Source organism: Chroococcidiopsis sp. (assembly GCF_051657925.1).
GTDB lineage: Bacteria > Cyanobacteriota > Cyanobacteriia > Cyanobacteriales > Chroococcidiopsidaceae > Chroococcidiopsis.
In genome coordinates, this window is sequence record NZ_JBOFLP010000271.1 from 1 (window position 1) to 21,760 (window position 21,760).

At 45.6% G+C, this 21,760-nt stretch carries 20 protein-coding genes and 1 pseudogene; 11 read left to right on the top strand and 10 right to left on the bottom strand.

Annotated elements, in window-relative coordinates:
• Positions 1 to 993 (top strand): S-layer homology domain-containing protein (locus ACRC32_RS22330; RefSeq protein ID WP_438556034.1); only part of this gene is annotated, 993 nt, incomplete at its 5' end.
• A gap of 190 nt (positions 994 to 1,183) precedes the next feature.
• Here the strand turns inward: ACRC32_RS22330 and ACRC32_RS22335 are convergent.
• Positions 1,184 to 1,609: a CAAD domain-containing protein gene (locus tag ACRC32_RS22335; RefSeq protein ID WP_438556035.1), complete on the bottom strand. Its 426-nt coding sequence runs from the start codon at positions 1,607 to 1,609 to the stop codon at positions 1,184 to 1,186.
• Positions 1,610 to 1,829: 220 nt separating this feature from the next.
• The gene (locus tag ACRC32_RS22340) at positions 1,830 to 2,855 is read right to left on the bottom strand and encodes a 2-hydroxyacid dehydrogenase (RefSeq protein ID WP_438556036.1); all 1,026 of its coding nucleotides are present in this window, start codon (positions 2,853 to 2,855) and stop codon (positions 1,830 to 1,832) included.
• Between the two features lie 260 nt (positions 2,856 to 3,115).
• Here ACRC32_RS22340 and ACRC32_RS22345 point away from each other — a divergent pair.
• A pseudogene (locus ACRC32_RS22345) lies at positions 3,116 to 3,286 on the top strand (DUF1643 domain-containing protein); the annotation flags it as partial.
• A gap of 297 nt (positions 3,287 to 3,583) precedes the next feature.
• On the opposite strand, the gene ACRC32_RS22350 reads toward ACRC32_RS22345, so the two are convergent.
• From ACRC32_RS22350 to ACRC32_RS22360, 3 genes are all read right to left on the bottom strand, one after another.
• Positions 3,584 to 5,005, bottom strand: coding sequence for a class I SAM-dependent methyltransferase (locus tag ACRC32_RS22350; RefSeq protein WP_438556037.1), 1,422 nt, complete (start codon positions 5,003 to 5,005; stop codon positions 3,584 to 3,586).
• A gap of 66 nt (positions 5,006 to 5,071) precedes the next feature.
• On the bottom strand, positions 5,072 to 6,256 hold the full coding sequence (locus ACRC32_RS22355; protein ID WP_438556038.1) for an NAD(P)H-quinone oxidoreductase subunit H: 1,185 nt from the start codon (positions 6,254 to 6,256) through the stop codon (positions 5,072 to 5,074).
• 201 nt (positions 6,257 to 6,457) lie between these two features.
• Positions 6,458 to 7,075 (bottom strand): PAS domain-containing protein, encoded by a 618-nt coding sequence (locus tag ACRC32_RS22360; RefSeq protein WP_438556039.1) that lies wholly within the window; start codon positions 7,073 to 7,075, stop codon positions 6,458 to 6,460.
• Positions 7,076 to 7,291: 216 nt separating this feature from the next.
• On the opposite strand from ACRC32_RS22360, the gene ACRC32_RS22365 reads away from it, so the two are divergent.
• Positions 7,292 to 8,029 (top strand): aspartate/glutamate racemase family protein, encoded by a 738-nt coding sequence (locus tag ACRC32_RS22365; RefSeq protein WP_438556040.1) that lies wholly within the window; start codon positions 7,292 to 7,294, stop codon positions 8,027 to 8,029.
• A 12-nt stretch (positions 8,030 to 8,041) separates the two neighbouring features.
• Here the strand turns inward: ACRC32_RS22365 and ACRC32_RS22370 are convergent, their stop codons facing one another.
• Both ACRC32_RS22370 and ACRC32_RS22375 read right to left on the bottom strand, forming a co-directional pair.
• Entirely contained in the window at positions 8,042 to 8,449 is a 408-nt protein-coding gene (locus tag ACRC32_RS22370) for an allophanate hydrolase-related protein (RefSeq protein ID WP_438556041.1), read from the bottom strand.
• Between the two features lie 127 nt (positions 8,450 to 8,576).
• Positions 8,577 to 9,293 carry a GntR family transcriptional regulator gene (locus tag ACRC32_RS22375; RefSeq protein ID WP_438556042.1) on the bottom strand — a complete coding sequence of 239 codons (717 nt, stop codon included), beginning with the start codon at positions 9,291 to 9,293 and terminating at the stop codon, positions 8,577 to 8,579.
• A 502-nt stretch (positions 9,294 to 9,795) separates the two neighbouring features.
• Between ACRC32_RS22375 and ACRC32_RS22380 the strand changes: the two genes are divergently transcribed.
• The 6 genes from ACRC32_RS22380 to ACRC32_RS22405 all read left to right on the top strand — a co-directional run bounded on the left by ACRC32_RS22380 (position 9,796) and on the right by ACRC32_RS22405 (position 16,541).
• A complete protein-coding gene (locus tag ACRC32_RS22380; RefSeq protein ID WP_438556043.1) occupies positions 9,796 to 10,977 on the top strand; it encodes an ABC transporter ATP-binding protein in 1,182 nt (393 codons plus the stop codon).
• Positions 10,978 to 10,991: 14 nt separating this feature from the next.
• Positions 10,992 to 12,275, top strand: coding sequence for an ABC transporter substrate-binding protein (locus ACRC32_RS22385; protein WP_438556044.1), 1,284 nt, complete (start codon positions 10,992 to 10,994; stop codon positions 12,273 to 12,275).
• Positions 12,276 to 12,417: 142 nt separating this feature from the next.
• A complete protein-coding gene (locus ACRC32_RS22390) occupies positions 12,418 to 13,272 on the top strand; it encodes an ABC transporter permease (protein WP_438556069.1) in 855 nt (284 codons plus the stop codon).
• Between the two features lie 102 nt (positions 13,273 to 13,374).
• On the top strand, positions 13,375 to 14,190 hold the full coding sequence (locus ACRC32_RS22395; protein ID WP_438556070.1) for an ABC transporter permease: 816 nt from the start codon (positions 13,375 to 13,377) through the stop codon (positions 14,188 to 14,190).
• Between the two features lie 252 nt (positions 14,191 to 14,442).
• Positions 14,443 to 15,792, top strand: a complete 1,350-nt coding sequence (gene mgtE, locus ACRC32_RS22400) for a magnesium transporter (RefSeq protein WP_438556045.1) — start codon at positions 14,443 to 14,445, stop codon at positions 15,790 to 15,792.
• Positions 15,789 to 16,541 carry an SDR family oxidoreductase gene (locus ACRC32_RS22405; protein ID WP_438556046.1) on the top strand — a complete coding sequence of 251 codons (753 nt, stop codon included), beginning with the start codon at positions 15,789 to 15,791 and terminating at the stop codon, positions 16,539 to 16,541. Before mgtE ends, ACRC32_RS22405 begins: the two co-directional genes overlap by 4 nt.
• Positions 16,542 to 16,544: 3 nt before the next feature.
• Here the strand turns inward: ACRC32_RS22405 and ACRC32_RS22410 are convergent, their stop codons facing one another.
• From ACRC32_RS22410 to ACRC32_RS22420, 3 genes are all read right to left on the bottom strand, one after another.
• A complete protein-coding gene (locus ACRC32_RS22410; protein ID WP_438556047.1) occupies positions 16,545 to 17,945 on the bottom strand; it encodes an aminopeptidase P family protein in 1,401 nt (466 codons plus the stop codon).
• A gap of 117 nt (positions 17,946 to 18,062) precedes the next feature.
• Positions 18,063 to 18,287 carry a hypothetical protein gene (locus ACRC32_RS22415; protein WP_438556048.1) on the bottom strand — a complete coding sequence of 75 codons (225 nt, stop codon included), beginning with the start codon at positions 18,285 to 18,287 and terminating at the stop codon, positions 18,063 to 18,065.
• A 128-nt stretch (positions 18,288 to 18,415) separates the two neighbouring features.
• The gene (locus ACRC32_RS22420; protein WP_438556049.1) at positions 18,416 to 19,033 is read right to left on the bottom strand and encodes a TetR/AcrR family transcriptional regulator; all 618 of its coding nucleotides are present in this window, start codon (positions 19,031 to 19,033) and stop codon (positions 18,416 to 18,418) included.
• Between the two features lie 130 nt (positions 19,034 to 19,163).
• On the opposite strand from ACRC32_RS22420, the gene ACRC32_RS22425 reads away from it, so the two are divergent.
• Positions 19,164 to 20,807, top strand: coding sequence for a M16 family metallopeptidase (locus tag ACRC32_RS22425; RefSeq protein WP_438556050.1), 1,644 nt, complete (start codon positions 19,164 to 19,166; stop codon positions 20,805 to 20,807).
• Between the two features lie 11 nt (positions 20,808 to 20,818).
• Positions 20,819 to 21,640, top strand: a complete 822-nt coding sequence (locus ACRC32_RS22430) for a hypothetical protein (protein WP_438556051.1) — start codon at positions 20,819 to 20,821, stop codon at positions 21,638 to 21,640.
• Positions 21,641 to 21,760 lie beyond the last annotated feature (120 nt).

The window sequence follows — 21,760 nt, forward strand, 5'->3', positions numbered from 1 at the left end:
ATGACTAATTCCCCACCTCCCGATCCTCGGTCTTCCAGAACTCCTTTAGGATTTGATGAATTTCTTGCAGTCGTGCTGGCTTTGGCTGCGCTCGGCGGAATACTATTTTGGTCGCTATCTCGTTCGGGGCGAGGTTTTCAGATTCCCAATATCTTACCGTTGGTGACTGCTCCAGAAGCGCGATCGCCTGTGGCTTTGACTCCCCAGCCGCAAGCTAGCCCTGAACCTAGAGCGGAGCTAGCGCCGATCCCCAGTCCTGTCCCAGAAGCGATCGCTCCAGAAACGCCTGTCACGCCCCGCAGACAGCCCGTAGCTCCACTTCCGGCGATCGTCCCTGTTCCCACCACACCAACCACTCCAGCATCTCCAGAATCATCTCCAGCGCAACAAGTTAAGTTTCAAGATGTGCCTGCGGATTATTGGGCATATCCATTTATTTCAGCCTTGGCTGAGCGTGGCATTGTCAGAGGTTTTTCCGGCGGCTACTATAAGCCTACCGACCCTGTGACTAGAGCTGAGTATGCTGCGATTTTGCAAGAAGCCTTCAATCAATTGCCTGGAGTCGATAACCAGACTAAATATATAGATGTGCCCGATACTTTCTGGGGAGTTCCAGCGATTAATCGTGCCATTCAAACTGGGTTTTTACGGGGATATCCTGATAATACATTTCAACCCCAGCAAGAAATTCCTAAAGCTCAAGTTTTAGTGTCTCTTGCTAGTGGCTTAAACCTCGCACCACCTGCTTTACCAGAGCAAGTCTTGAAGGAAGTGTACGTCGATGCAGACCAAATTCCCAATTATGCTAGGGAAAAAATTGCCGCAGCGACTACCGCTGGGTTAGTTGTAAATTATCCTGATGCAAAACAGCTCAATCCTAATAGCAACGCTACCCGTGCTGATGTAGCGGCGATCGTTTACCAAGCTTTGGTAAAAGCAGGACGGCTCGACCCGATTCAATCTCCCTACATTGCAGGAGTTCAACAGCAGTAAATGGTAAATGGTAGTTGGTAATTGGTGAGTGGATAGTGACGCTTTGGCTAGACTCTTCATCCAGTTACTAGTCACTAGTCACCAGTCACTTCACTGTCAACTGAAAAAGCGATCGCGCCAAGATATATTTATTTGGGCGATCGCTTTTATTTGTTTGTGTTTTTATTCCGATCTTCGCTACTGCTGCGGACTATCTCTTACTACCAACGACTTGACTGGTAATAGCTTGAATTTCTTGCCCCAATTCTTCCCGTGTCTCTACTTTGAGTAGGTAACGATAGACAAACCAAGCAGAATAACCGATCCCAATTAATTCAAAAGTTGGTGCAAGCAGAGGAATATCATTGAGAGCATCTAAGATTGCCAAGACGACTTTAACAGTGACAAATGCTGCCACAATCAAGATAGCAACAGTAATTGGCTTTTGGTTTTCGTTATAAAACTTGGCAATGTATTCTGGTAGTTCGTCCAGAAAGGCTCGGACTTGAGCGCCTAGTTTTTTCAATTGCGTATTTGACTGAGGAGCGGGAGGAAGCGCCAAAGTGCCTGCGGGTTCGCTAGCTGGCATTCCTTCAGGTGTGGTGGTGTATTCTTGTTGTTGTATCTGAGATTCCATAGTTTTACCTTGTTTTTGATGATGACTACTTTAATATCGCTGATTTAGCAACTGTCTGCATGTACTACTGAACTGATTAGTTTGAAAATCAAAAATTCAAAACAAGTTCTTGGTTATTGTTCAAATATACTTAACTTCCGCGGACGACTCGATCGACTTCAAGATAGATAAATCAGATCGAGTTTGTCAGCACTCGGATTGTCATAAGTTGTAAATTAAGTTACTTGACATTGCTAGCAACCGCTTGAGGAGACTCTACTTTAATTTGATTAGGACAAGGTTTTCCGCTTTCAAAATCGCTAATATTGGCAAGGGTAGTCTGGGCAATACTAGTCAGCGCATCTTTGGTAAAAAAGGCTTGATGACCAGTAATCAGGACGTTGGGAAACGTCAGCAACCTCTGTAATACGTCATCTTGCACGATGGTGTTTGAGAGATCTTCAAAAAAAATATCTCCTTCTTGCTCGTAGACATCTAAACCAAGATATCCAATTTTACCGGATTTTAAGCCTTTAATAGCTGCTTTTGAGTCGATCAACGCTCCACGACTGGTATTAATCAGCATTACACCTGTTTTCATCAAGGCGATCGCTTCAGAATTAACTAAATGATATGTCTCTGGTGTTAGCGGACAGTGAAGGCTGATAATGTCAGTATGGGCAAATAATTCCTGAAGCGAGACATACTGCACGCCTAAAGCTTGACAGTCAGGGTTTTGATATTTGTCATACGCTAGTACATGACAGCCGCAAGCATGGAGAATTTGCGCGACGATAGCCCCAATCTTTCCAGTGCCAACGATCCCCGCTGTCTTGCCGTGTAAGTCAAAACCCATCAAACCTTCTAGCGAAAAATTCCCCTCGCGCACGCGATAATGAGTGCGGTAAATTTTACGATTCAAGGCAAGAATCATCCCTAGAGTATATTCTGCTACTGCATAGGGTGAGTAGGCTGGCACGCGCACGACTGGTAAACCTAATTCAGTAGCAGCGATGATATCTATGTTGTTATATCCGGCAGCACGCAAAGCAATTAACTTCGTACCGCGATCGGCTAGACAAGTCAAGGTTTTACAATCTAATTGGTCGTTGACAAAGACGCAAACTACTGGATAGTCTTTTGCTAAAATGCTCGTTTCGCAGGTCAGACGAGGTTCAAAAAATACCAGTTCGTGTTTGTATTCGGCGTTAGCAGTTTCTAAAAAGGTGCGATCGTAGGATTTGGTGCTAAATACAGCAACTTTCATCCTTGTTCCTCTACTCAGTAAGTCAACAGTGAAAAGTCAAAAGTCAAAAGTCAAAAGTCAAAAAAGCGAACTTTTAGCTGTTGTGCTGTTGTAAAGATGTCATCCTGATGTGGCAAAGCTGCTTTTCATTGTACTTGAGCCAGCAGTCGTTACAGTTCTTTGCGAACTTATTCGTCATTTGTCATTTGTCATTCGTCATTTGTTAGTAGTTGGTTAATTGAATCGTTAGTTAATTGGCTCTTGCGTCTTGCCGAAAGAAGATGAGTGCTGCGATCGCACCCGATGGATTGTATCGTTATTCCCTAACTAGAGTTTGGGACACCGATCTACCATGCATTGGCTTTATTATGCTCAACCCCAGTACAGCAGATGCAACCAAAGACGATCCCACGATTCGTCGCTGTATCAATTTTGCTCGTAACTGGGGATACGAAAGTCGGGAGTTGGGGAAGAGAAATAAAGACAGTCACTGATAACTGATAACTGATGACTGTCAACTGATAACTGATTCAGCCTCCAGCAGCAAATGTAACCAGAATTATTACTGAAAGCAAAATCCCAGGAGTTAAAAGCATTACTAGTGTTAATAGATCGTGGGCGTTCATGATTTTGCTGTTTGATAGCCTTACTTTACTACTCTAATCATTGTGGGGGAAAATTGAATTCTCACCATCGTCAGAGCTATTGATTTAAGATTTCATGTTGTAGAGACGTTACATGTAACGTCTCTACTTTAACCCCATCAAGGGCTGTGCTACTTCTGCCTCAGTGAGTTCCCGGCCTTGAATCAAAACGCCGAATCCGCCTAAACCCATAGGATCGAGCAGTTGATGTAGGGCATCACGCCGCCATAGGACTTGTTGGAGCGATTGGCTTGTGGTTTGAGATAGTGCCGCAATGCGATCGCCCAATCCTAAAGCCATCAAAAATAATCCTTGTTGGGTGAAACCTATGGTCTGCAGATCGCAGCGCTCGCCCCATCGCTGTAGAGCTGTAAAATCAACGTGAGCGGTGATATCTTGTTGTCCGATATTGATATACGGATCGTTGTGGTGATGGTGTTGATAGTAACACTGTAAAGTCCCTTGCGATCGCGCTGGATTGTAGTATCGACTTGCAGGATAACCATAATCAATTGTCAATACATATCCGCGCTGCAACTTCTGAGCTACTGATTGCAACCAGTCTAAAGCAGCCAAATTTACCTCGCTGCGATATCCATCTGGATAGGTAGAAGAAGTTATATTGATGCCAACCAAGTCGAAATATTCTTGCAGTCTGGGTGTAGATATCTCATCTGTAATTTCTGTAAAAGGAGAGTGGCTAGTGGCTAGTGGCTGGTGGCTAGAATTGCTGCTTCCTTGTCCCCCTTGTCTCCCTTGTCCAACGTACACCTCTCGCAGCACACCTCGTTCGATCGCAATTTGATGTACGGGTAGTGCGTCTATGAGTTCGTTGGAAAAGAAACAGCCAGCGATCGAATTATCTGGGATTTCTTCTAAACTGCACCAGCGGATAGATCCCCCTGCCTGCGGCGACCCCCTTTTTAAGGGGGTTGTAGAGGAAATCTTGCCCCCCTTGAGAAGGGGGGTTGGGGGGATCGTCTTGCCCCCCTTCTCAAGGGGGGATGCCGAGGGAACATTGCCCCCCTTCTCAAGGGGGGTTGGGGGACTCGCCTCGCCTTGCTCAAGGGGGGTTGTAGAGGAAATCTTGCCCCCCTTGTCAAGGGGGGTTGGGGGGATCGTCTGCTGTTGTAACTCTCGCAAAGCAGGAGACTGCTCGACAATGATGTAGTCCAGTGCAGCGAAAAACTCTGGATAATTCAGTTGGACGTATTGGATCGAATCTAAAGCCAGAAAACCTTGTCCCGCCCCCATTTCGACCAAAGTAAAGGGCTGAGGTTTTCCTAAGATCTGCCACATTTGGACGAACTGCTCTGCGAGCAACTCGCCAAAATCAGCACCCAGATGAGTAGACGTAAAAAAATCACCCTGCTTGCCCATTTGGACGGCTTTAGTCGTGTAATAGCCGCAAGTAGGGTGATATAGTGCTAATTCCATATACTCAGCAAAAGTGATTCGCTGCTGAGAACTTGAGGCGATTCGACGTGCGATCGCCTCCTTCAACTCTAAACTGGAGTCATTTGTCATTGGTCATTGGTCATTTGTAGCTATTATGTCTAACTTACGACTTACGACTTACGACTTACGACTTATTTATCGGTCTACCGATCCCATGATGATGTCAATACTACCCAGGATCGTGACAATATCGGCAACCTTCACGCCTCGGAGAATGTGAGGCAGAATTTGCACGTTGTTGAAATCAGCTGCGCGGATTTTCCACCGCCAAGGGAAGACATTATCATCGCCGATAATATAAATGCCTAATTCCCCTTTGCCACTCTCGACACGGACGTAGTGTTCGCCTTTGGGAATCTTGAATGTGGGGGCAACTTTCTTACTGATGTATTGGTAATCAAAACCACTCCATTCAGATTTTGGACCAGCTTGCATCCGCTTGGCTTCTAGGTTTTCGTAGGCTCCACCTGGTAGTCCGGCAATGGCTTGGCGCAGAATTTTCACCGATTCGCGCATTTCCCGAATTCGCACTAAGTAACGCGCAAAGCAATCCCCGGCGGTTTCCCAGTGAACGTCCCAGTCGAAGTCGTCGTAGCATTCGTAGTGGTCGACTTTCCGCAAGTCCCACTTTACGCCACTTGCCCGCAGCATGGGACCGGAAATCCCCCAGTTAATGGCTTCTTCTCTTGTAATCGTGCCTACACCCTCGACACGACGACGGAAAATCGGGTTGTTGGTGATCAGGCGCTCGTATTCGTCTACTTTGGGCATGAAGTAGTCGCAAAAATCGAGGCACTTATCGATCCAGCCGTAAGGTAGATCGACGGCTACACCACCAATGCGGAAGTAGTTGTTATTCACCATCCGGTAGCCTGTAGCCGCTTCCCAGAGGTCGTAGATCATCTCGCGTTCGCGGAAGATGTAAAAGAAAGGAGTTTGAGCGCCAACATCAGCCATAAACGGACCCAACCACAGTAAGTGATTGGCAATCCGGTTCAGTTCTAGCATGATGACGCGGATGTAGCTAGCGCGTTTGGGAACGGGAATATCGGCTAATTTTTCGGGGGCGTTGACAGTAACAGCCTCGTTGAACATCCCCGCTGCATAATCCCACCGACTCACGTAAGGAACGTACATGATGTTGGTGCGGTTTTCGGCGATTTTTTCCATTCCTCGGTGCAGGTAGCCGATGACGGGTTCGCAATCGACCACATCTTCGCCATCCAGAGTCACGATCAACCGCATCACACCATGCATGGAGGGGTGATGCGGTCCCATGTTGAGTACCATGGGTTCTGTTCTGGTTTCTATCCTTGCCATATGTTTAGCGATCGCTCCTTGACCAAACAGTTGTCCGTTGTCAGTTGTCGGTTATCAGTTATCAGTTATTAACGATTGCCGATCGCTAACCGCTAACTGCTTTTATTGCGTTTCTTTAATAATTATAAGAATTGACGGCTCCGAAAAAGTTTTATAAACCACTGATATTCATAAACTTTGGCAACTGCTGGTATAGATGGTTTAGCTGCCGATCGCCACTTGCTGCTCGTCGGTCTGTCGCAGGCAAATCCGTAAATGACTTGCCGTTCCTTCGCGATCGCGCACGACGGTTGCCGTCAAGAGTGCGTCATAGGGTTCCCATTTGTGGGGTTGGATGCGGACTTGCCAGTTTTGCAGTCGGTCAATTTGGTAGCATAGTCGATTGAGTTGAGAACGAAAGGATGAGCGATCGCCTCGTTCGACAAACAAGACAAGTGGTTTGCCAACTAAATACTCTGGCGCTGCATTCAGTAGACTAACAGCAGCACGGTTAGCTTCAAGAATAACTCCCGCAGCATTGGTGACAAAATAGCCATCTGGAGCCAATTCAAATAAATCTTGGTAGCGTTGGCGCTCCTGCTCGACTAAAAATCTAGCTGCTGCCAATTCTTCATTTTGCTGCCGCAGCTCCTCAATAGCAACATAAATCTCTTCTAGAGAACAACTGAGTTCTCTAAAAGATTCTGCCAGTAACTCGGCTGGCGACCAAGCTGGCGCTTTTGCACGAATATACAAATTTTCTAAGCGCCAGCACATTGCTTCTAACTGACTCGTCAGCTCGTCTGGATGCTTGGCAAACTTATTTGGATTGATTGGCATTGTCTGCAAAAATAGCAATTTTTCTACAACACTTTAACTCTCAAGTATGACATTCGCTATGGAAAGCAAAAAAAACAACAACTTCTGACCTCCTATCTCAATACTTTTCGGTTAAGGCAAGATTCCCCCTAACCTTGCCTTATAAAGGGAGAACGAGAGAAAGTTGCACATTGGACAAAACTCTCCAGAAACCCACCCTTTCCATGCAGCAAAACCATGAAAATCAAAGTCATCAACCCCAATACCACAGCTAGCATGACCCAAAAAATCGGGTTAGCAGCAAAAGCCGTCGCAAGTCCTGACACTGAGATTATTGCTTGCAACCCCACTATGGGACCAGTTTCGATCGAAGGACATTACGATGAAGCACTCAGCGTAGTTGGCTTACTTGAAGAAATTCACCAAGGAGAAGCGACGGGGGTGGATGGTTATGTCATCGCTTGTTTTGGCGATCCTGGCTTGCTGGCTGCCCGCGAACTAGCACGGGGTCCCGTCCTCGGGATTGCGGAAGCGGCGATGCACGCTGCGAGTTTTGTGGCTACTGGATTTTCCATCGTTACCACCCTCAAACGCACGCGAGTCATTGCTCGGCAATTAGTAGAGAATTACGGTATGAGTCGCTTTTGTCGTAATATTCGCGCGATCGATCTCCCCGTGTTGGAACTGGAGATTGCAGGATCTCCAGCTCGCAAGGCAATTATTCAAGAGTGTAAATCTGCCCTAGCTGAAGATGACTGCGGGGCGATCGTTTTAGGATGTGGTGGTATGGCTGACCTACCTGCTGAAATTAGCGACGAGATTGGTATTCCCGTCATTGATGGTGTTACTGCTGCTGTCAAATTTGTAGAAGCTTTGGTAAGTTTGGGTTTAAGTACTAGCAAAGTTGGTGATTTAGCATATCCCATTCCTAAACCCTATACTGGTATGCTTGCCCCTTTTGCTCCCAAAAAGTAACAGCGATCGCCTTTAGCTTTCGATCGAACTGGTTTTGTAAGCAGCCCACCCACCAAGATGCGAAATATCAGTCCAATTGTATTTTTCGATTAATTCTTTCGGATAAAGAAATGCTGTCAAGACTTCTCCATCCTCTAGAACGATATCGCTTGCATACATATTCGGTGGCTCATTTGCCGACAAATATTCAAACTGCTCCTTCGTCATTTCATAGACTTCCCCAGGAATAGAAATTCCACCTTCTGCTACTTCATAAATCGCCGGATGCCAACCGTCACCAGCAGCATGAAGACGATAGCGGGGTTGAGTTGCTGCTGTTTTGACAAACTTTGCTGACTGAAGATTTTGATGATCTGGTTGTCCGCGCAATGCCGAACCACAAATAAAAACTTTCTTCATACCTGAATTGGTTGTTGTCATATTGAGGGGTAATTGGTAAGTCGTAAGTCAGAATTAACTGGTCACTGGTCACTGATAACTGCTCGTGCGCTCCCTGCTCCCTGCTCCCCTGCTCCCTGCTCGTGCGCTCCCTGCTCCCTGATAACTGTCAACTGTCAACTGATTTCTGTAATTGCTCGACTTCTTGTACGACTCGCGCTTTACTTGCTCTTAAGTGGGCAACCATTGCCTCAACTGCTGCTTTTTCATCTCGCTGCTGTATGGGTTGGTAAATTTGTCGATGTTCTGTACGAATTTCTAATACATCGGGGTTATGTTTGGTTGTCTGAATCCTTAACAGTTGCATTTGATCGAAGACTCGATCTAACAGGGAGACAAGCCAGGGATTGCTGGAACTCTGCGCTAATAACCGATGAAAACGGTAGTCAATATCTAATAAGCGAAAGCTAGTCAGTTGTGTAGGTTTACTATTCACTAACTTTTCTGCTTGCTCAACCATGCTTTCAAGTTCTTGCAGTTGCATTTCTGTCGCATGGTGACAGGCTCCCCGGACAGATAATTCCTCTAAAGCAATTCGACAATCGTACAATTGCATTGCATCCACAATTGAGATCGTCGCAACCCGCAGGACTCCATCTAGGTCGCTTGTAGCTAGATTTTCATGCTGAAGCAAGCGAATTGCTTCTCGGATCGGCGTTCGACTTACCTGAAGCTTGTTCGCTAATTTGGTTTCTACTAGTCGCTCTCCTGGTGCTAGTTCCCCTGAGAGTATGGCATTCCGTAACGCCTGATATGCTTGTTCTTGTAGCGATCGCTGTCGCTGGAGCGACTGAGGAGACAGGGACAAAGCGGGACTCCTTAGCATCTGTCTGAAGAGGGATATTTTAGCTATTCTTATTTTATGTTTTTGACGGCACGATCTCCCTTAACTGTATTTGTACGTGTGATTGAGGAAGAAGTCAGGCGATTGGAGCCAGAATGAATTTTGTGCGGCTAGCTCCTGACCTCTTTAGAAGTTTTGCATACAGTATACAATTTTTTCTGGACGAGCGTGAGTTTTTGCTAGCGATCGCCACCCTCAATGATTAAATAGACATCCTTAATCATCGAGATCCCTCGCCTGATATAGACATGCTCTTTCTATCGGGGAAGATTGTAGTCCAACATACAGTTTATTTTTTCGATTTATTCTTATATATCATCGTATACAGCATACACAGTTCTCAGCTAGACTTCTGAGTCCAAACGTGCATACCTGCTGATGAGTAAAGTGCAAAGACAAGAGCGAACTACTGTTACAGCTTTTCTAGCATCGCCCGTTCGCAGCAGGTTTGAGTCAAGCTAGCAATTGCACTACAGAACTAATCATGACAACAACTGGAGTTAGACAAGAATTCCTCCAAACGAGTTCAGCAACGCAACAAGCCTTAGCTGATGCAGCGGCTGGCGTATCATTGCGATCGGTGACGAAGAAATACGGCTCGTTTACAGCAGTTGAAAATTTGACCTTAGATATTCCTGCTGGAAACTACTGCTGTTTGTTGGGTCCGAGTGGATGCGGCAAAACTACGGCACTGAGAACGATCGCCGGACATGAAGAAGTAACAAGCGGTGACATTTTAATTGGCGATCGGCGCGTCAACGACATTCCAGCAGCGAAACGCAATACTTCGATGATGTTCCAAAGCTATGCCTTGTTTCCACATAAAAGCATTTGGGAAAACGTCGAATTTGGCTTGAAAATGCGTAAACTCCCAGAACAGGAACGCCGTACCAGAGTGGGAGAAATGCTAGAAATGGTGGGTTTAAGCCATGTTGCCGAGCGTAAACCAAATATGCTCAGCGGCGGACAACAGCAGCGGATCGCTTTAGCAAGAGCCTTAGCCACCCGTCCCCAGGTATTGATGTTAGATGAACCTTTAAGTGCCTTGGATGAAAACTTAAGAGTCAGGATGCGGACAGAGTTGCGCCGAATTCAGAAACAATTTGGTATGACATTCATTCAGGTAACTCACCACGTTGAGGAAGCTTTTTCTCTCTCTGATATGGTGGTGGTGATGACCCACGGACGGATCGATCAAGTTGCTACACCTTCAGAACTTTTCAACACTCCTGCTTCCCAGTTTGTAGCTAAATTTATGGGAGACAACAATATCTTTACAGGTAAAGTTGTCAACAGCGTTGCCGATACGAGTTTGGATTTAATTCAACTGGAAGTAGAGGGCATTGGCTCGCTATTTTGTCGCGGTTACGCTGCACCAGTAGGATCTACAGCAGCGTGTTCGATCCGTCCCGATTTAATGCAGGTCGAGCCTCATTCACCTATGGTTCCCGTTCAGTCTTCTCTCGCTGCCAATCAAATTACAGCTCGGATTATTGCTGTAGAAATGACGGGTTTTGTAACGCGAGTTTCCTTGATGGCAGAAGCTACAGGGCAAGAAATATTATACAAAGCCCGTACAACTGATTGGGATGCAAACGCACTTGCAGAAGGGCAATTAGTCGTACTCAGTTGGTCGAAAGATAACTGCGTTTTCTTAGCTGCGTAGAAAAGTCAAAAGTTATGGCGAAAATTAGTCGGCGCAAGCTGCTTAAAACAGGTTTGGCAGCTGGGGGAACCGCGATCGCGGCTGCTAGTTGTTCCAACCGTGGTCCAACAGTTATTACTAACAAACTTCAAGATGTGACGCTGCGATTAATTGGCACGGGTGCGGCACAAATTAACGATATTCGCGTTCAAGCAGAGAAAGATTTGGGTTTCAAAATTCAAATGCGGGCATTGAGTACGGCAGAAAATATTCAAATTGCCATTACTCAACCCAAGCAATACGATATTTTCGACGGTGAATATTTTGCCCTGCCATTAGTCGCTCCTTCTAGCAATCTTCAGGCAATTGATACTAGAAAAATCAAAGAATTCGATAAAATTACGCCGATCTTCACGACTGGAGAATTATATCCAGGGGCAAGAGTTAACACCTCTCAGGGAACGGCTCCACGCAAAGTCATGTTTCTGAAAGGCAAGGATTCAACTGAATTTGCTTCAGAACCGACTGACTGGGCGACGATGATTCCATTTCAGTACAACGCCGATACGCTGGGATATCGTCCCGATCTAGTAGGTAAGAAAATTGAATCTTGGGCAGATTTATTTGACCCTCAATTTAAAGGCAAAACATCTCTGCTCGATATTCCTTCCATTGGCATTATGGATGCAGCAATGGTGATGGAAGCAACGGGACAGATGAAGTTTGGCGATAAAGGTAACATGACCAGAGAAGAACTCGACAAGGTGACAAACCTTCTAATCGAGCAGAAGCAAGCTGGTCAATTTCGTGCCTTTTGGAAGACCTTTGATGAGTCTGTCAACCTAATGTCATCTGGGGAAGTGGTGCTGCAATCGATGTGGTCGCCTGCGGTTACTGCTGTGAGAGCAAGGGGAATCCCTTGCGTTTATGCACCCTTGAAGGAAGGCTATCGCGGTTGGGGTGGTGGTTTGGGTTTGTCGAAGAATCTTTCGGGAATAAAATTAGACGCTGCTTACGAGTATCTCAACTGGATGCTAGACGGTTGGGTAGGCGGATTTCTCTCGCGTCAAGGTTACTACAGTGCAGCCCCCCAAAATGCCAGAAAGTTCATGAAGCCGGAAGAATGGGACTTTTGGTATGAAGGAAAACCTGCGGCGATCGACATTATCGATCCTTTTGGTAAAAAGATCGAGTCTAAGGGTGCGGTGCGCGATGGTGGTTCCTTCACAGAACGAATGGGTAATGTCGTCTGTTGGAACTCTTTTATGCAGCAGCAAGTTTATCTCGTTTACAAGTGGACTGAGTTTATTGTGGCGTAATTAATTTGTCATTTGTCATTTGTCATTTGTATTTTTACTACTCCCGACTCCCGACTCCGGTACGGGCGGGTTTAGCAAAGAGATTGACAACCAAAGCCTTCAATTTTTAGTCAAAACCCGCCCCTACGACTCCCGACTCCCCATGAACAACTCAAAAACCTTACGTAATTATTTGCTGGTAGCTCCACAAACACTGGTGTTTGTCTTGTTTTTGGTGCTGCCAATTATCGCGATCGCAATTGTCAGTTTTTGGAATTTTAACGGCTTTGCGATGACCCCAGGATTCACTTTAAATAACTACCTGGGAATTTTTAGTTCGAGAGTTTACTTGTCAACTTATCTCAATACCTTTAAATTTGCTTTCCTCGTTTGGTTGTTTTGTTTACTGATTAGCTATCCGGTTGCTTACTTTTTAGCTTTTCACATTAAAAGCCCGAAATGGCAAACAATTTTATTTTTAATCTGTACTGTTCCCTTTCTGACATCCAATATTATTCGGATGATTTCTTGGATTCCATTTTTAGGTAGAGAGGGGTTAATTAATCAGGCATTAATGGGGCTAGGTATCACTAATCAGCCAGTGGAGATTTTTCTGTTTTCCGATTTTTCCGTCATTCTAGCAATGGTGCATCTCTACTGTTTATTTATGGTTGCCCCAATCTTTAATAGCATGATGCGGATCGATCGCTCTTTAGTAACGGCGGCTGAGGATCTGGGGTCTTCTCCATTTCAAATTCAAAAGGAAATTATTCTACCTTTATCTGCTTCGGGAATTGCGATCGGTTCGATTTTCGTGGTGACGTTGGTGATGGGAGAATTTGCCACGATGCGGATTATGAGTGGTGGTAAGTCTTCTTCTGTTGGCTATTTAATTAAGAACCAACTTGATAGCTTGCAGTATCCACTAGCAGCAGCAAATGCGATTGTGTTGTTGATTGTTACGCTGATAATTGTCTTTGCTATTTTGCGCGTGGTTGATATTCGCAAAGAGTTATAAAAAGTCAAAAGTTAAAAGTTAAAAGGTAAAATGACTGACCACCAGCTACCAACTACCACTCTTTACTGGTCACTGGTTTCTACTCCCTACTCCCTAATTAATATGGCTGAAAAAAGACGATCGCTTTCATATTATTTGCTAGCAGGATTTTTCGGATTATTTGTCTTATTCCTTTATGGTCCGATGTCGGCAATTTTTCTCTTATCGTTGCAGGGACCGGAAGGACAATTAACTTTCCCAATGCGTGGTTTTAGTTTTCATTGGCTCAAAGCAGTGTTTGAGCCGCAGCGGGTAGGAAACTTTGTCGATGGATTTGGGCGATCGCTTTGGTTGGGATTAATTGTCATGCTAATTACAGTTGTCTTTAGTGTGATGGCAGGGCTAGCATTTCGTCGGAAGTTTTTCGGCTCGAATTTGATTTTTTACTTGACAATTTCTAGCTTAATAGTTCCTAGTATTTTAGTCTCATTAGGAATTGGAATTTTGTTTAGTATAGTTGGGTTAGATAATCAGTGGTATTCTTCAGCACTTGCCGGACATTTAACCTGGACGCTACCTTTTGCTTTCCTAATTATGCTAGGGATATTCGGTCGTTTTAACCCTGCTTATGAAGAAGCTGCCCGCGATTTGGGAGCGAGCGACACGACAACATTTTGGCAAATTGTATTTCCTCTAATTGCCTCTAGTGTCATTGGTGTAGGGTTACTAGGATTTACACTTTCCTACGATGAGTTTACCCGCACATCATTAATTTCTGGAGAGACTAACACCTTGCCACTAGAAATTTTTGGTATGACAACAAATGTCACTTCTCCCGCACTCTATGCCTTGGGAACATTGACGACTTTATTTTCTTTTGCTTTGATTGCGATCGCATTAGTGGCAATTAATTCCCTATCTCGACAGCAAACAAGGTAAATTCAGATCGCAAATCGGGCAAGATAATAATACAACCAGCGAGATACACAAATGTTTCGGTCATTTTTAGCTTGGACTTCCGAAAACAACACTTGCAGGTTACGATTAAACGTAGCGATTCCCACAACGGGTATCGATGTTGAATTGCTCCAATTTTATGGACACGGATCGAAGTCCATCCCCCCACAGTAATATTCTCCTCTGAGCTGAGCGAACTAGTCTCTCAGAGTAGGGGAGACTTAGGAGGTGTTTATGCTCACTCAAGAAGGACGTATTGCCCTAACCGATATTACCGATCTCAACTTACTCAAAGCAGAATTAAACCGGTTGCCCCCTGTAGATGCAGGGGATTATATTGCGGAACTTTCTCCCCAGCAACAAGCGATCGCCTTTCGCTTGCTCAACAAAAATCAGGCGATCGCTGTATTTGAATACTTACCTCAAGAAGTGCAGGAAGAACTCATCGGTTCTCTGCACGATGCCCAGGTATTTCACCTGGTAGAGTCCATGAGTCCTGACGACAGGGCAGAATTGTTTGACGAGTTACCTGCTGGTGTTGTCAAGCGGCTGCTACAGCAACTTAGTGCGGAAGAACGACAGGCAACAGCAACAATATTAGGCTATCCCGAAGGTACGGCGGGACGGGTGATGACGACGGAATACGTCCGCCTGCGCCAAGGTTTAACTGTAGGAGAAGCCCTCAATAAGATCCGTCGCAATGACGAAGATAAGGAAACGATTTACTACGCCTATGTCACCGATGATAATCGCAAACTGGTGAGCGTGGTTTCCTTACGACAATTATTATTTACTATTCCTGATGTTCTCATTCGCGAGATTGCCAGTCAGCGTGTCGTGCGAGTCAGAACCGACACCCCCCAAGTAGAAGCCGCCCAGTTGATGAAACGCTACGACTTGATCGCCATCCCTGTCGTAGATCGGGAGGATCGCTTGGTAGGAATTATTACCGTTGACGACGTGGTAGATATTTTAGAAGAAGAAGCCACGGCAGATATTCAAAAGTTAGCAGGGGTCAGTGGTGGTGACGAAGCGGCTTTGTCTCCTCCCCAGGTAACGATCCGCAAGCGATTGCCTTGGCTGTTGGCGAATATTGGGTTGTACGTTGGGGCAGCTAGCGCGATCGCGCCTTTTCAACAGGTGATTTCCGTTGTGCCAGTATTAGCCGTAATTATGCCGATTTTATCTAACACTAGTGGCAATGTTGCCATACAAGCTTTGTCGGTGACGGTACGCGGGTTGGGTGTAGGCGAAGTGACACCTCTAGATACGTTAAAAATTCTCCGCAAAGAGATCTTGGCTGGGCTAGGAACAGCCATAGCTTTGGCGATCGCTTTGGGGATTCTTTCCTTAATTTGGTCGCCACCCCAAGAACGCTGGGTAGCGATTGTAGCTGCTTCGGTGATGGCAATTAACGTATTTGTAGCGGCAAGTTTAGGGACAATGCTACCGATGGGATTAAAGCGATTGAAACTCGATCCGGCATTGATTAGCGGTCCTCTACTCACAACTATTCTGGATGCCGTTGGGTTCTTAACTTTCCTCTCATTAATTTCTTTAGCTTTACGGATGGTAGCAAAATGACAGCAGCATTAATCTTAGTCGCTGGTGCAACAGGCGGAGTCGGACAACTAGCAGTCGCTAAAGCACTGGAAAAAGGTTTTAGCGTGCGCGCCCTCACCCGTCAAGCCGATAAAGCCAAGCAGATGTTTGGCGATCGCGTCGAAATTGCTGTAGGCGATATTCGTCAACCCAACACCCTACCAGCAGCAGTACAGGATGTAACGCACATTATCTGCTGTACTGGTACGACTGCCTTTCCTTCTGCCAAGTGGGACTTTCAAAACTTTTTCTCAGCCCAAAATAGTCCGCAGCAGGTTGATGCTATTGGCGTGAAAAATTTGGTGGCAGCTGCACCGCGAGATTTGCAACGGTTTATTTTTGTTTCTTCTTGTGGCGTTTTACGCAAAAAGCAGTTTCCTTTCAGTATTCTCAATGCTTTTGGCGTACTCGATGCCAAACAAGCAGGAGAAGAGGCGATTATGGCTTCGGGTTTGCCTTATACAATTATTCGCCCAGGACGTTTAATTGATGGTCCTTATACTTCTTACGATCTCAATACATTATTAAAGGCAAAGACTGACGGTAAATTAGCTGTCGTTGTAGGTACGGGCGATACGTTGGTAGGAGACACTAGCCGGATTGATGTCGCTACGGCTTGCGTAGAGTGTCTATCTTATCCGACAACGGTAGGAAAGACTTTTGAAATTGTCAATTCTGGTGCTAGACCGGAAATAACCGACTGGGAAGTGCTTTTTGCTCAGTTGAATTAAGCTCTAACTATAGGCAGCTTCTAGACGAGACAAGTCCCCTTGAACTAAAGCCTCCACCGCCGTTGCTTTAGTCGGTAATTCCGCCGTCAAGACTTCTCTGCCAGTCTCGGTAACTAACACGTCATCCTCAATCCGAATGCCGCGCACGTCGGCAAATTGAGCTAAGCGTTCCCAATTGACGACATCTCGATACTTTTCCCGCCGATCGCGATCGTTTAAAATTGCCGGGACTTGATAGAATCCTGGTTCGATCGTCACTAACATCCCAGGACGGAGAGGACGATTCAACCGTAAATAATTTAACCCAAAGCGATCGCTGCGTTTGCGCCCTTCCTCATATCCAGCAATATCCCCTAAATCTTCCATATCGTGAACGTCTAGCCCTAACAAATGCCCGATGCCGTGGGGAAAAAATAGGGCATGAGCATCCATTTCGACTAAATCTTCCGGTTGACCGTGCAAAATGCCTAGATCGACCAAACCTTGAGCAATAACCGTCGCCGCTAGCAAATGTATGTCTCGATACTCTACATCGGGACGAATTTTCGCAATACAAGCATCGTGCGCCGCCAATACGACATCGTAAATCGCCCGTTGAGTAGCTGAGAATTGCCCAGATACAGCCCAAGTGCGGGTGACATCCGCCGCCCAACCTGTAGATGTTTCTGCTCCTACATCCACCAGTAACAAGTCTCCCAACTGCAACGGGTGATGGTAGCGATCGTTATGCAACACCTCTCCATGCACCGTCACGATACTGGTATAAGCACAGCTCATGTTATTGGCAAGAATGACGTGTTCCATCGTTGCGCGCACATCTGCCTCCCATGAGGCGTTAGTTGTAACTGCCATACCAGCAATGTGAGCTTGGATTGTCACATCAGCAGCTTGCCGTAATTGAGATAAAGCAGCGCGATCGTGACTGAGCCGCAGTGCTACAATTGCTTGAGCTAAATCCAAATCGATGCCTTGCAATACCTTAGCTGGTGAAACTGGACGGTTAAGGATGCGAGACTGTTGGAGAGCGGTCATGGTATTCTGTGCGGCAATAGTAGCTGCCCCCACAGCATGAGATTCCAACTCGCTCATGGGTAAAGCTGCATCTGCACCAATCTGAGTCGCAATGTCCGTTCTGCTGGGCATTTCTCCATGCCAAAGGGCGTTTTCTGGTTTGAGATCGTCTACAAATAACGTCATTTTCCCCCCTTCTAGACGAATCGCAGCCATTTCCAGGGGAATACCAGCAAAATAGAGAAAGTGACTGCTGGCACGAAAAGGAAAGCAATTAGCAGGAAAATTACGCGCGCTACTGCGTCCCGACCATAGTATAACCGGTACATCAAGGCGATCGGCTAGTTGCTGTCGCCGCTGCCGCAGAGTTTCAACTTCAGTGTCATGAGTCATTGAAAAGTAAGTCGTGAAGAGTGGATAGTGACTAGTGACTGGTGGCTAGTGACTAGCCACTCACAAATGACCAATGACCAATGACCAATGACCAACGACCAATAACCAATGACAAAATCAGTCATCATCTTGGTTATCTGTGTTGGGCGCTTCGTTGTCCTCATCATCGCCGTCTGCTTCGTTCTCGTTGTCTTCTTCTACATTCTCGTTCGTGTCTCTGACTCTTTCATCTCCACTAGGAGTACAGCTAACAAGTCCGCCTGCTACGCTCAGCAAAACAATAACACTTAGTAAACTTCCGATCGCCGCTCTAGGGTTCAACCATTTACTTAGGTCTTTCATTCGCAACCTCCGAGGCGCAGAACACATCAATATTTAATTATTAACAAGATTTTAATATCTTGCGTTCATCTATAGAATAGTTATTCGTCATCTGTCATTGGCAACAACAAACGACGAATGACCAATGACTAATGACTTTTTACTAAAACCCCATTGAGGAAAATATCAGCCAATCCTTCCGCCATCTCTTTCATTTGTTGTGGGGAGGCGTTGGGTTCCATTAACGTGTTGTGGCTGAAACCAGAGATGGCAAACATGCCTAAGAATACTTGGGCGACAATGCGCGGATTCATCGGACGGTAAATACCACGTTCCATCGCTGTTTGAAAGAAAGCCTCGGCTACATCCGTCATCTTGGCAATTACCTCGGATTGAACGCGATCGCGTAAATCTGGGTGAAATTGGGCTTCCATGAAGCAAACCCGCATCAAATCGGCATTCTTCTGAAAGTTCCACATTCGGCGCTGCATCACTTGTGCTACAGCTTTATAGCTACCCATTTCGCTCAATTCCGTCAGCAGATCGGTGAGAATTTCTACCCAACCTTGGGTTGCTACCTCGACCAAAATTGCTTTTTTATTAGAAAAGTGACGAAACAGCGTACCTTCCGCCACACCAGCAGCTTGTGCTAAGTCGCGGGTTGTCGTACCGTCGAACCCTTGACGGGCGAACAATCGCTGCGCCGCTTGTAAAATGCGATCGCGAGAAGAATCTGCTGGCTGTGAAGCACGGTTGAAAACTTGCATAGAAGGTATTTATGGTTGTATCGATGTTAATACAACTTGTAGGGACATTCTCTTACATCCAGCTGCACAACTGGCAAACTTTAATAGATCGTTAATAGATCTATCTCGAACGCACAATTGAGTCCAATCTATGATGCATCAGATCGTACGTTTTATCCGCTCAATTTTATCCGCATTTAAGATCTGGCAACGCTTGCTTGCCATATTAACAATTGTAACTATCTTGTTTTGGGTTGTCTGTTCGGAAACAGCTTTAGCTGAAATAGGGAGCAGGGAGCAGGGAGCAGGGAGTAGGGACTCTTTAATTCCGAATTCTGAATTTCGACTTCCGAATTCTGCTCAATCGAAGTCAATCCAACCTTATTACAAGCGGGTGAGCCAGGATTTAACTGAATTTCGTCTCAGTAATGGGATGAAGTTTATTATCTTGGAACGCCATCAAGCACCGGTTGTATCTTTTCTGACCTATGCTGATGTGGGTGGAGTTAACGAACCAGTAGGTAAGACGGGTGTGGCTCACTTTTTGGAGCATTTAGCATTTAAAGGCACGGCGCGGATCGGTACGCGAGACTATACCGTAGAAAAACCGCTGTTAGAACAATTAGACAAATTAGCAGCAGAAATTACCGCAGCTAAAGCAGCGAAAAAAGACGCAGAAGTTACCAAATTACAAGCGCAATTTGAGCGAGTAGAAGCTGAAGCAGCCCAGTTAGTCAAACAAAATGAGTTAGGGCAAATTGTCGAACAAGCTGGTGGTGTAGGTTTAAATGCTAACACTTCGACAGAAGCAACGCGGTATTTTTACAGCTTTCCCGCTAACAAACTAGAAATGTGGATGTCGTTGGAATCGGAACGATTTCTCGAACCCGTATTTCGGGAATTTTACAAAGAAAAAGATGTAATTTTAGAAGAGCGACGGCTGCGGGTAGAAAATTCACCCATCGGACAAATGGTGGAAAAGTTCCTCGATACTGCTTATCAAGTTCATCCTTACAAGCGTCCTGTCATCGGTTACGAACAAGATATTCGTAACTTAACGCGGGCTGACGTGCAGCAGTTTTTTCATACTTATTACATACCAAGTCAATTAACGATCGCAATTGTCGGTGATGTGAATCCCCAACAGGTAAAACAGCTAGCTCAAGTTTATTTTGGACGCTATCGCGCTAAGGCTGCTCCTCCCAAGTTGACAACAGTAGAACCAAAGCAGCAAAAAACGCGAGAAGTGACGCTCAAATTACCGACTCAACCTTGGTATTTAGAAGGCTATCACTGTCCGGCAATTAACGATCCAGATTATGTGGTTTATGAAACGATTGGTAGATTGTTGAGTAACGGACGGACATCGCGGCTCTATCAATCTTTAGTAGAGAAGCAACGTTTAGCTTTATCAGCTCAAGGTAGCAGTGGATTTCCTGGTAATAAGTATGAAAATTTAATGCTATTTTATGCTTTAACAGCTCCAGGGCATACAGTTGATCAAGTGGGAGCGGCGATGAGAAAAGAAATCGATCGCCTTAAAACCGAACCAGTTTCAGCTATGGAATTGGAGCGGGTCAAAACACAAGCTAAAGCAGATTTATTGCGATCGCTCGACTCAAATATGGGGATGGCACAGTTGTTGTTAGAGTACGAAGTCAAAACAGGTTCCTGGCAAAATTTATTTAAAGAACTAGAAGCGATTTCTCAGGTGTCGTCAGCCGATATTCAACGAGTTGCACGACAAACTTTCATCCCCGAAAATCGTACGGTCGGGCGGTTATTATCTTCTTAAAAAAGTGGTGCGTGGTGCGTGAAAATAGCTCTCACCTCTCACCTCTCACCTCTCGCCTCTCACCCATTACCAATTTCCAATTTCCAATTCTCATGGACAAACTACAAAAATTACTGCAAGATGACCTTCCCCGCCTGGGTACTTACTTTTTAGATATGACAGCAGTACAGGGAGATGGGGTATTACTCGTCAATTACTACCCTAATGATGCGATCGCCCAAATGGAGGCAAAATTTCTGAAAGCAAGTGTTATTCCCAAATATTCAAGACAAATGGGATTAGCCGATCTAGTAGCACAATTTGAAGCACACGATCGCCAAACTCAAATGGTGGTGGCTGTCGTTACACCAGAAACGAAAGGAACGATAACTGTAGATGTGTCGTCTACATCCCCACCAGCACCAGAACCAGAAACAGCCAAACCAGAATCAGCTACATCCCCGGCTAAATCGACTACTAAGCCTAAAGCCAAGGGGAAAACTTCAACTCGGACAACTTCTAAATCTCCCGCACCGGAATCCGCACCAGAACCCGCACCAGAACCAGAAACAGCCAAACCAGAATCAGCTGCGCCCTCAGCTAAATCGACTACCAAATCCCCAGCTAAATCGACTACTAAGCCTAAAGCCAAGGGGAAAACTTCAACTCGGACAACTTCTAAATCTCCCGCACCGGAATCCGCACCAGAACCCGCACCAGAACCCGCACCAGAACCAGAAACAGCCAAACCAGAAACAGCCCCACCCCCAGCTAAACCAGCTAAACCAGCTACCAGACACAAAGCAAGGCGCACTCCGCCTCGGACAGCTGCAAGGCGAAGAAAGGCAACTTAGAGTCAAGATGCATTTGCTAAAGATTCGGCAAATGTTTCCAAAAATTAGCACAAGAAACTGTAAATTTAGCGCTGTAGGATTGTTTGCATAGCTGTAAGCCGGGATGCAAATGACTCTTCA

What these genes read in the sequence shown, in the direction of transcription:
- ACRC32_RS22385 (WP_438556044.1), top strand. Translation starts at nt 10,992, where the DNA reads ATGGCGAAAATTAGTCGGCGCAAGCTGCTTAAAACAGGTTTGGCAGCT.
- ACRC32_RS22405 (WP_438556046.1), top strand. Translation starts at nt 15,789, where the DNA reads ATGACAGCAGCATTAATCTTAGTCGCTGGTGCAACAGGCGGAGTCGGA.
- ACRC32_RS22335 (WP_438556035.1), bottom strand. Translation starts at nt 1,609, where the DNA reads ATGGAATCTCAGATACAACAACAAGAATACACCACCACACCTGAAGGA.
- ACRC32_RS22365 (WP_438556040.1), top strand. Translation starts at nt 7,292, where the DNA reads ATGAAAATCAAAGTCATCAACCCCAATACCACAGCTAGCATGACCCAA.
- mgtE (WP_438556045.1), top strand. Translation starts at nt 14,443, where the DNA reads ATGCTCACTCAAGAAGGACGTATTGCCCTAACCGATATTACCGATCTC.
- ACRC32_RS22425 (WP_438556050.1), top strand. Translation starts at nt 19,164, where the DNA reads ATGATGCATCAGATCGTACGTTTTATCCGCTCAATTTTATCCGCATTT.
- ACRC32_RS22420 (WP_438556049.1), bottom strand. Translation starts at nt 19,033, where the DNA reads ATGCAAGTTTTCAACCGTGCTTCACAGCCAGCAGATTCTTCTCGCGAT.
- ACRC32_RS22395 (WP_438556070.1), top strand. Translation starts at nt 13,375, where the DNA reads ATGGCTGAAAAAAGACGATCGCTTTCATATTATTTGCTAGCAGGATTT.
- ACRC32_RS22370 (WP_438556041.1), bottom strand. Translation starts at nt 8,449, where the DNA reads ATGACAACAACCAATTCAGGTATGAAGAAAGTTTTTATTTGTGGTTCG.
- ACRC32_RS22415 (WP_438556048.1), bottom strand. Translation starts at nt 18,287, where the DNA reads ATGAAAGACCTAAGTAAATGGTTGAACCCTAGAGCGGCGATCGGAAGT.
- ACRC32_RS22340 (WP_438556036.1), bottom strand. Translation starts at nt 2,855, where the DNA reads ATGAAAGTTGCTGTATTTAGCACCAAATCCTACGATCGCACCTTTTTA.
- ACRC32_RS22380 (WP_438556043.1), top strand. Translation starts at nt 9,796, where the DNA reads ATGACAACAACTGGAGTTAGACAAGAATTCCTCCAAACGAGTTCAGCA.
- ACRC32_RS22375 (WP_438556042.1), bottom strand. Translation starts at nt 9,293, where the DNA reads ATGCTAAGGAGTCCCGCTTTGTCCCTGTCTCCTCAGTCGCTCCAGCGA.
- ACRC32_RS22355 (WP_438556038.1), bottom strand. Translation starts at nt 6,256, where the DNA reads ATGGCAAGGATAGAAACCAGAACAGAACCCATGGTACTCAACATGGGA.
- ACRC32_RS22360 (WP_438556039.1), bottom strand. Translation starts at nt 7,075, where the DNA reads ATGCCAATCAATCCAAATAAGTTTGCCAAGCATCCAGACGAGCTGACG.
- ACRC32_RS22390 (WP_438556069.1), top strand. Translation starts at nt 12,418, where the DNA reads ATGAACAACTCAAAAACCTTACGTAATTATTTGCTGGTAGCTCCACAA.
- ACRC32_RS22410 (WP_438556047.1), bottom strand. Translation starts at nt 17,945, where the DNA reads ATGACTCATGACACTGAAGTTGAAACTCTGCGGCAGCGGCGACAGCAA.
- ACRC32_RS22350 (WP_438556037.1), bottom strand. Translation starts at nt 5,005, where the DNA reads ATGACAAATGACTCCAGTTTAGAGTTGAAGGAGGCGATCGCACGTCGA.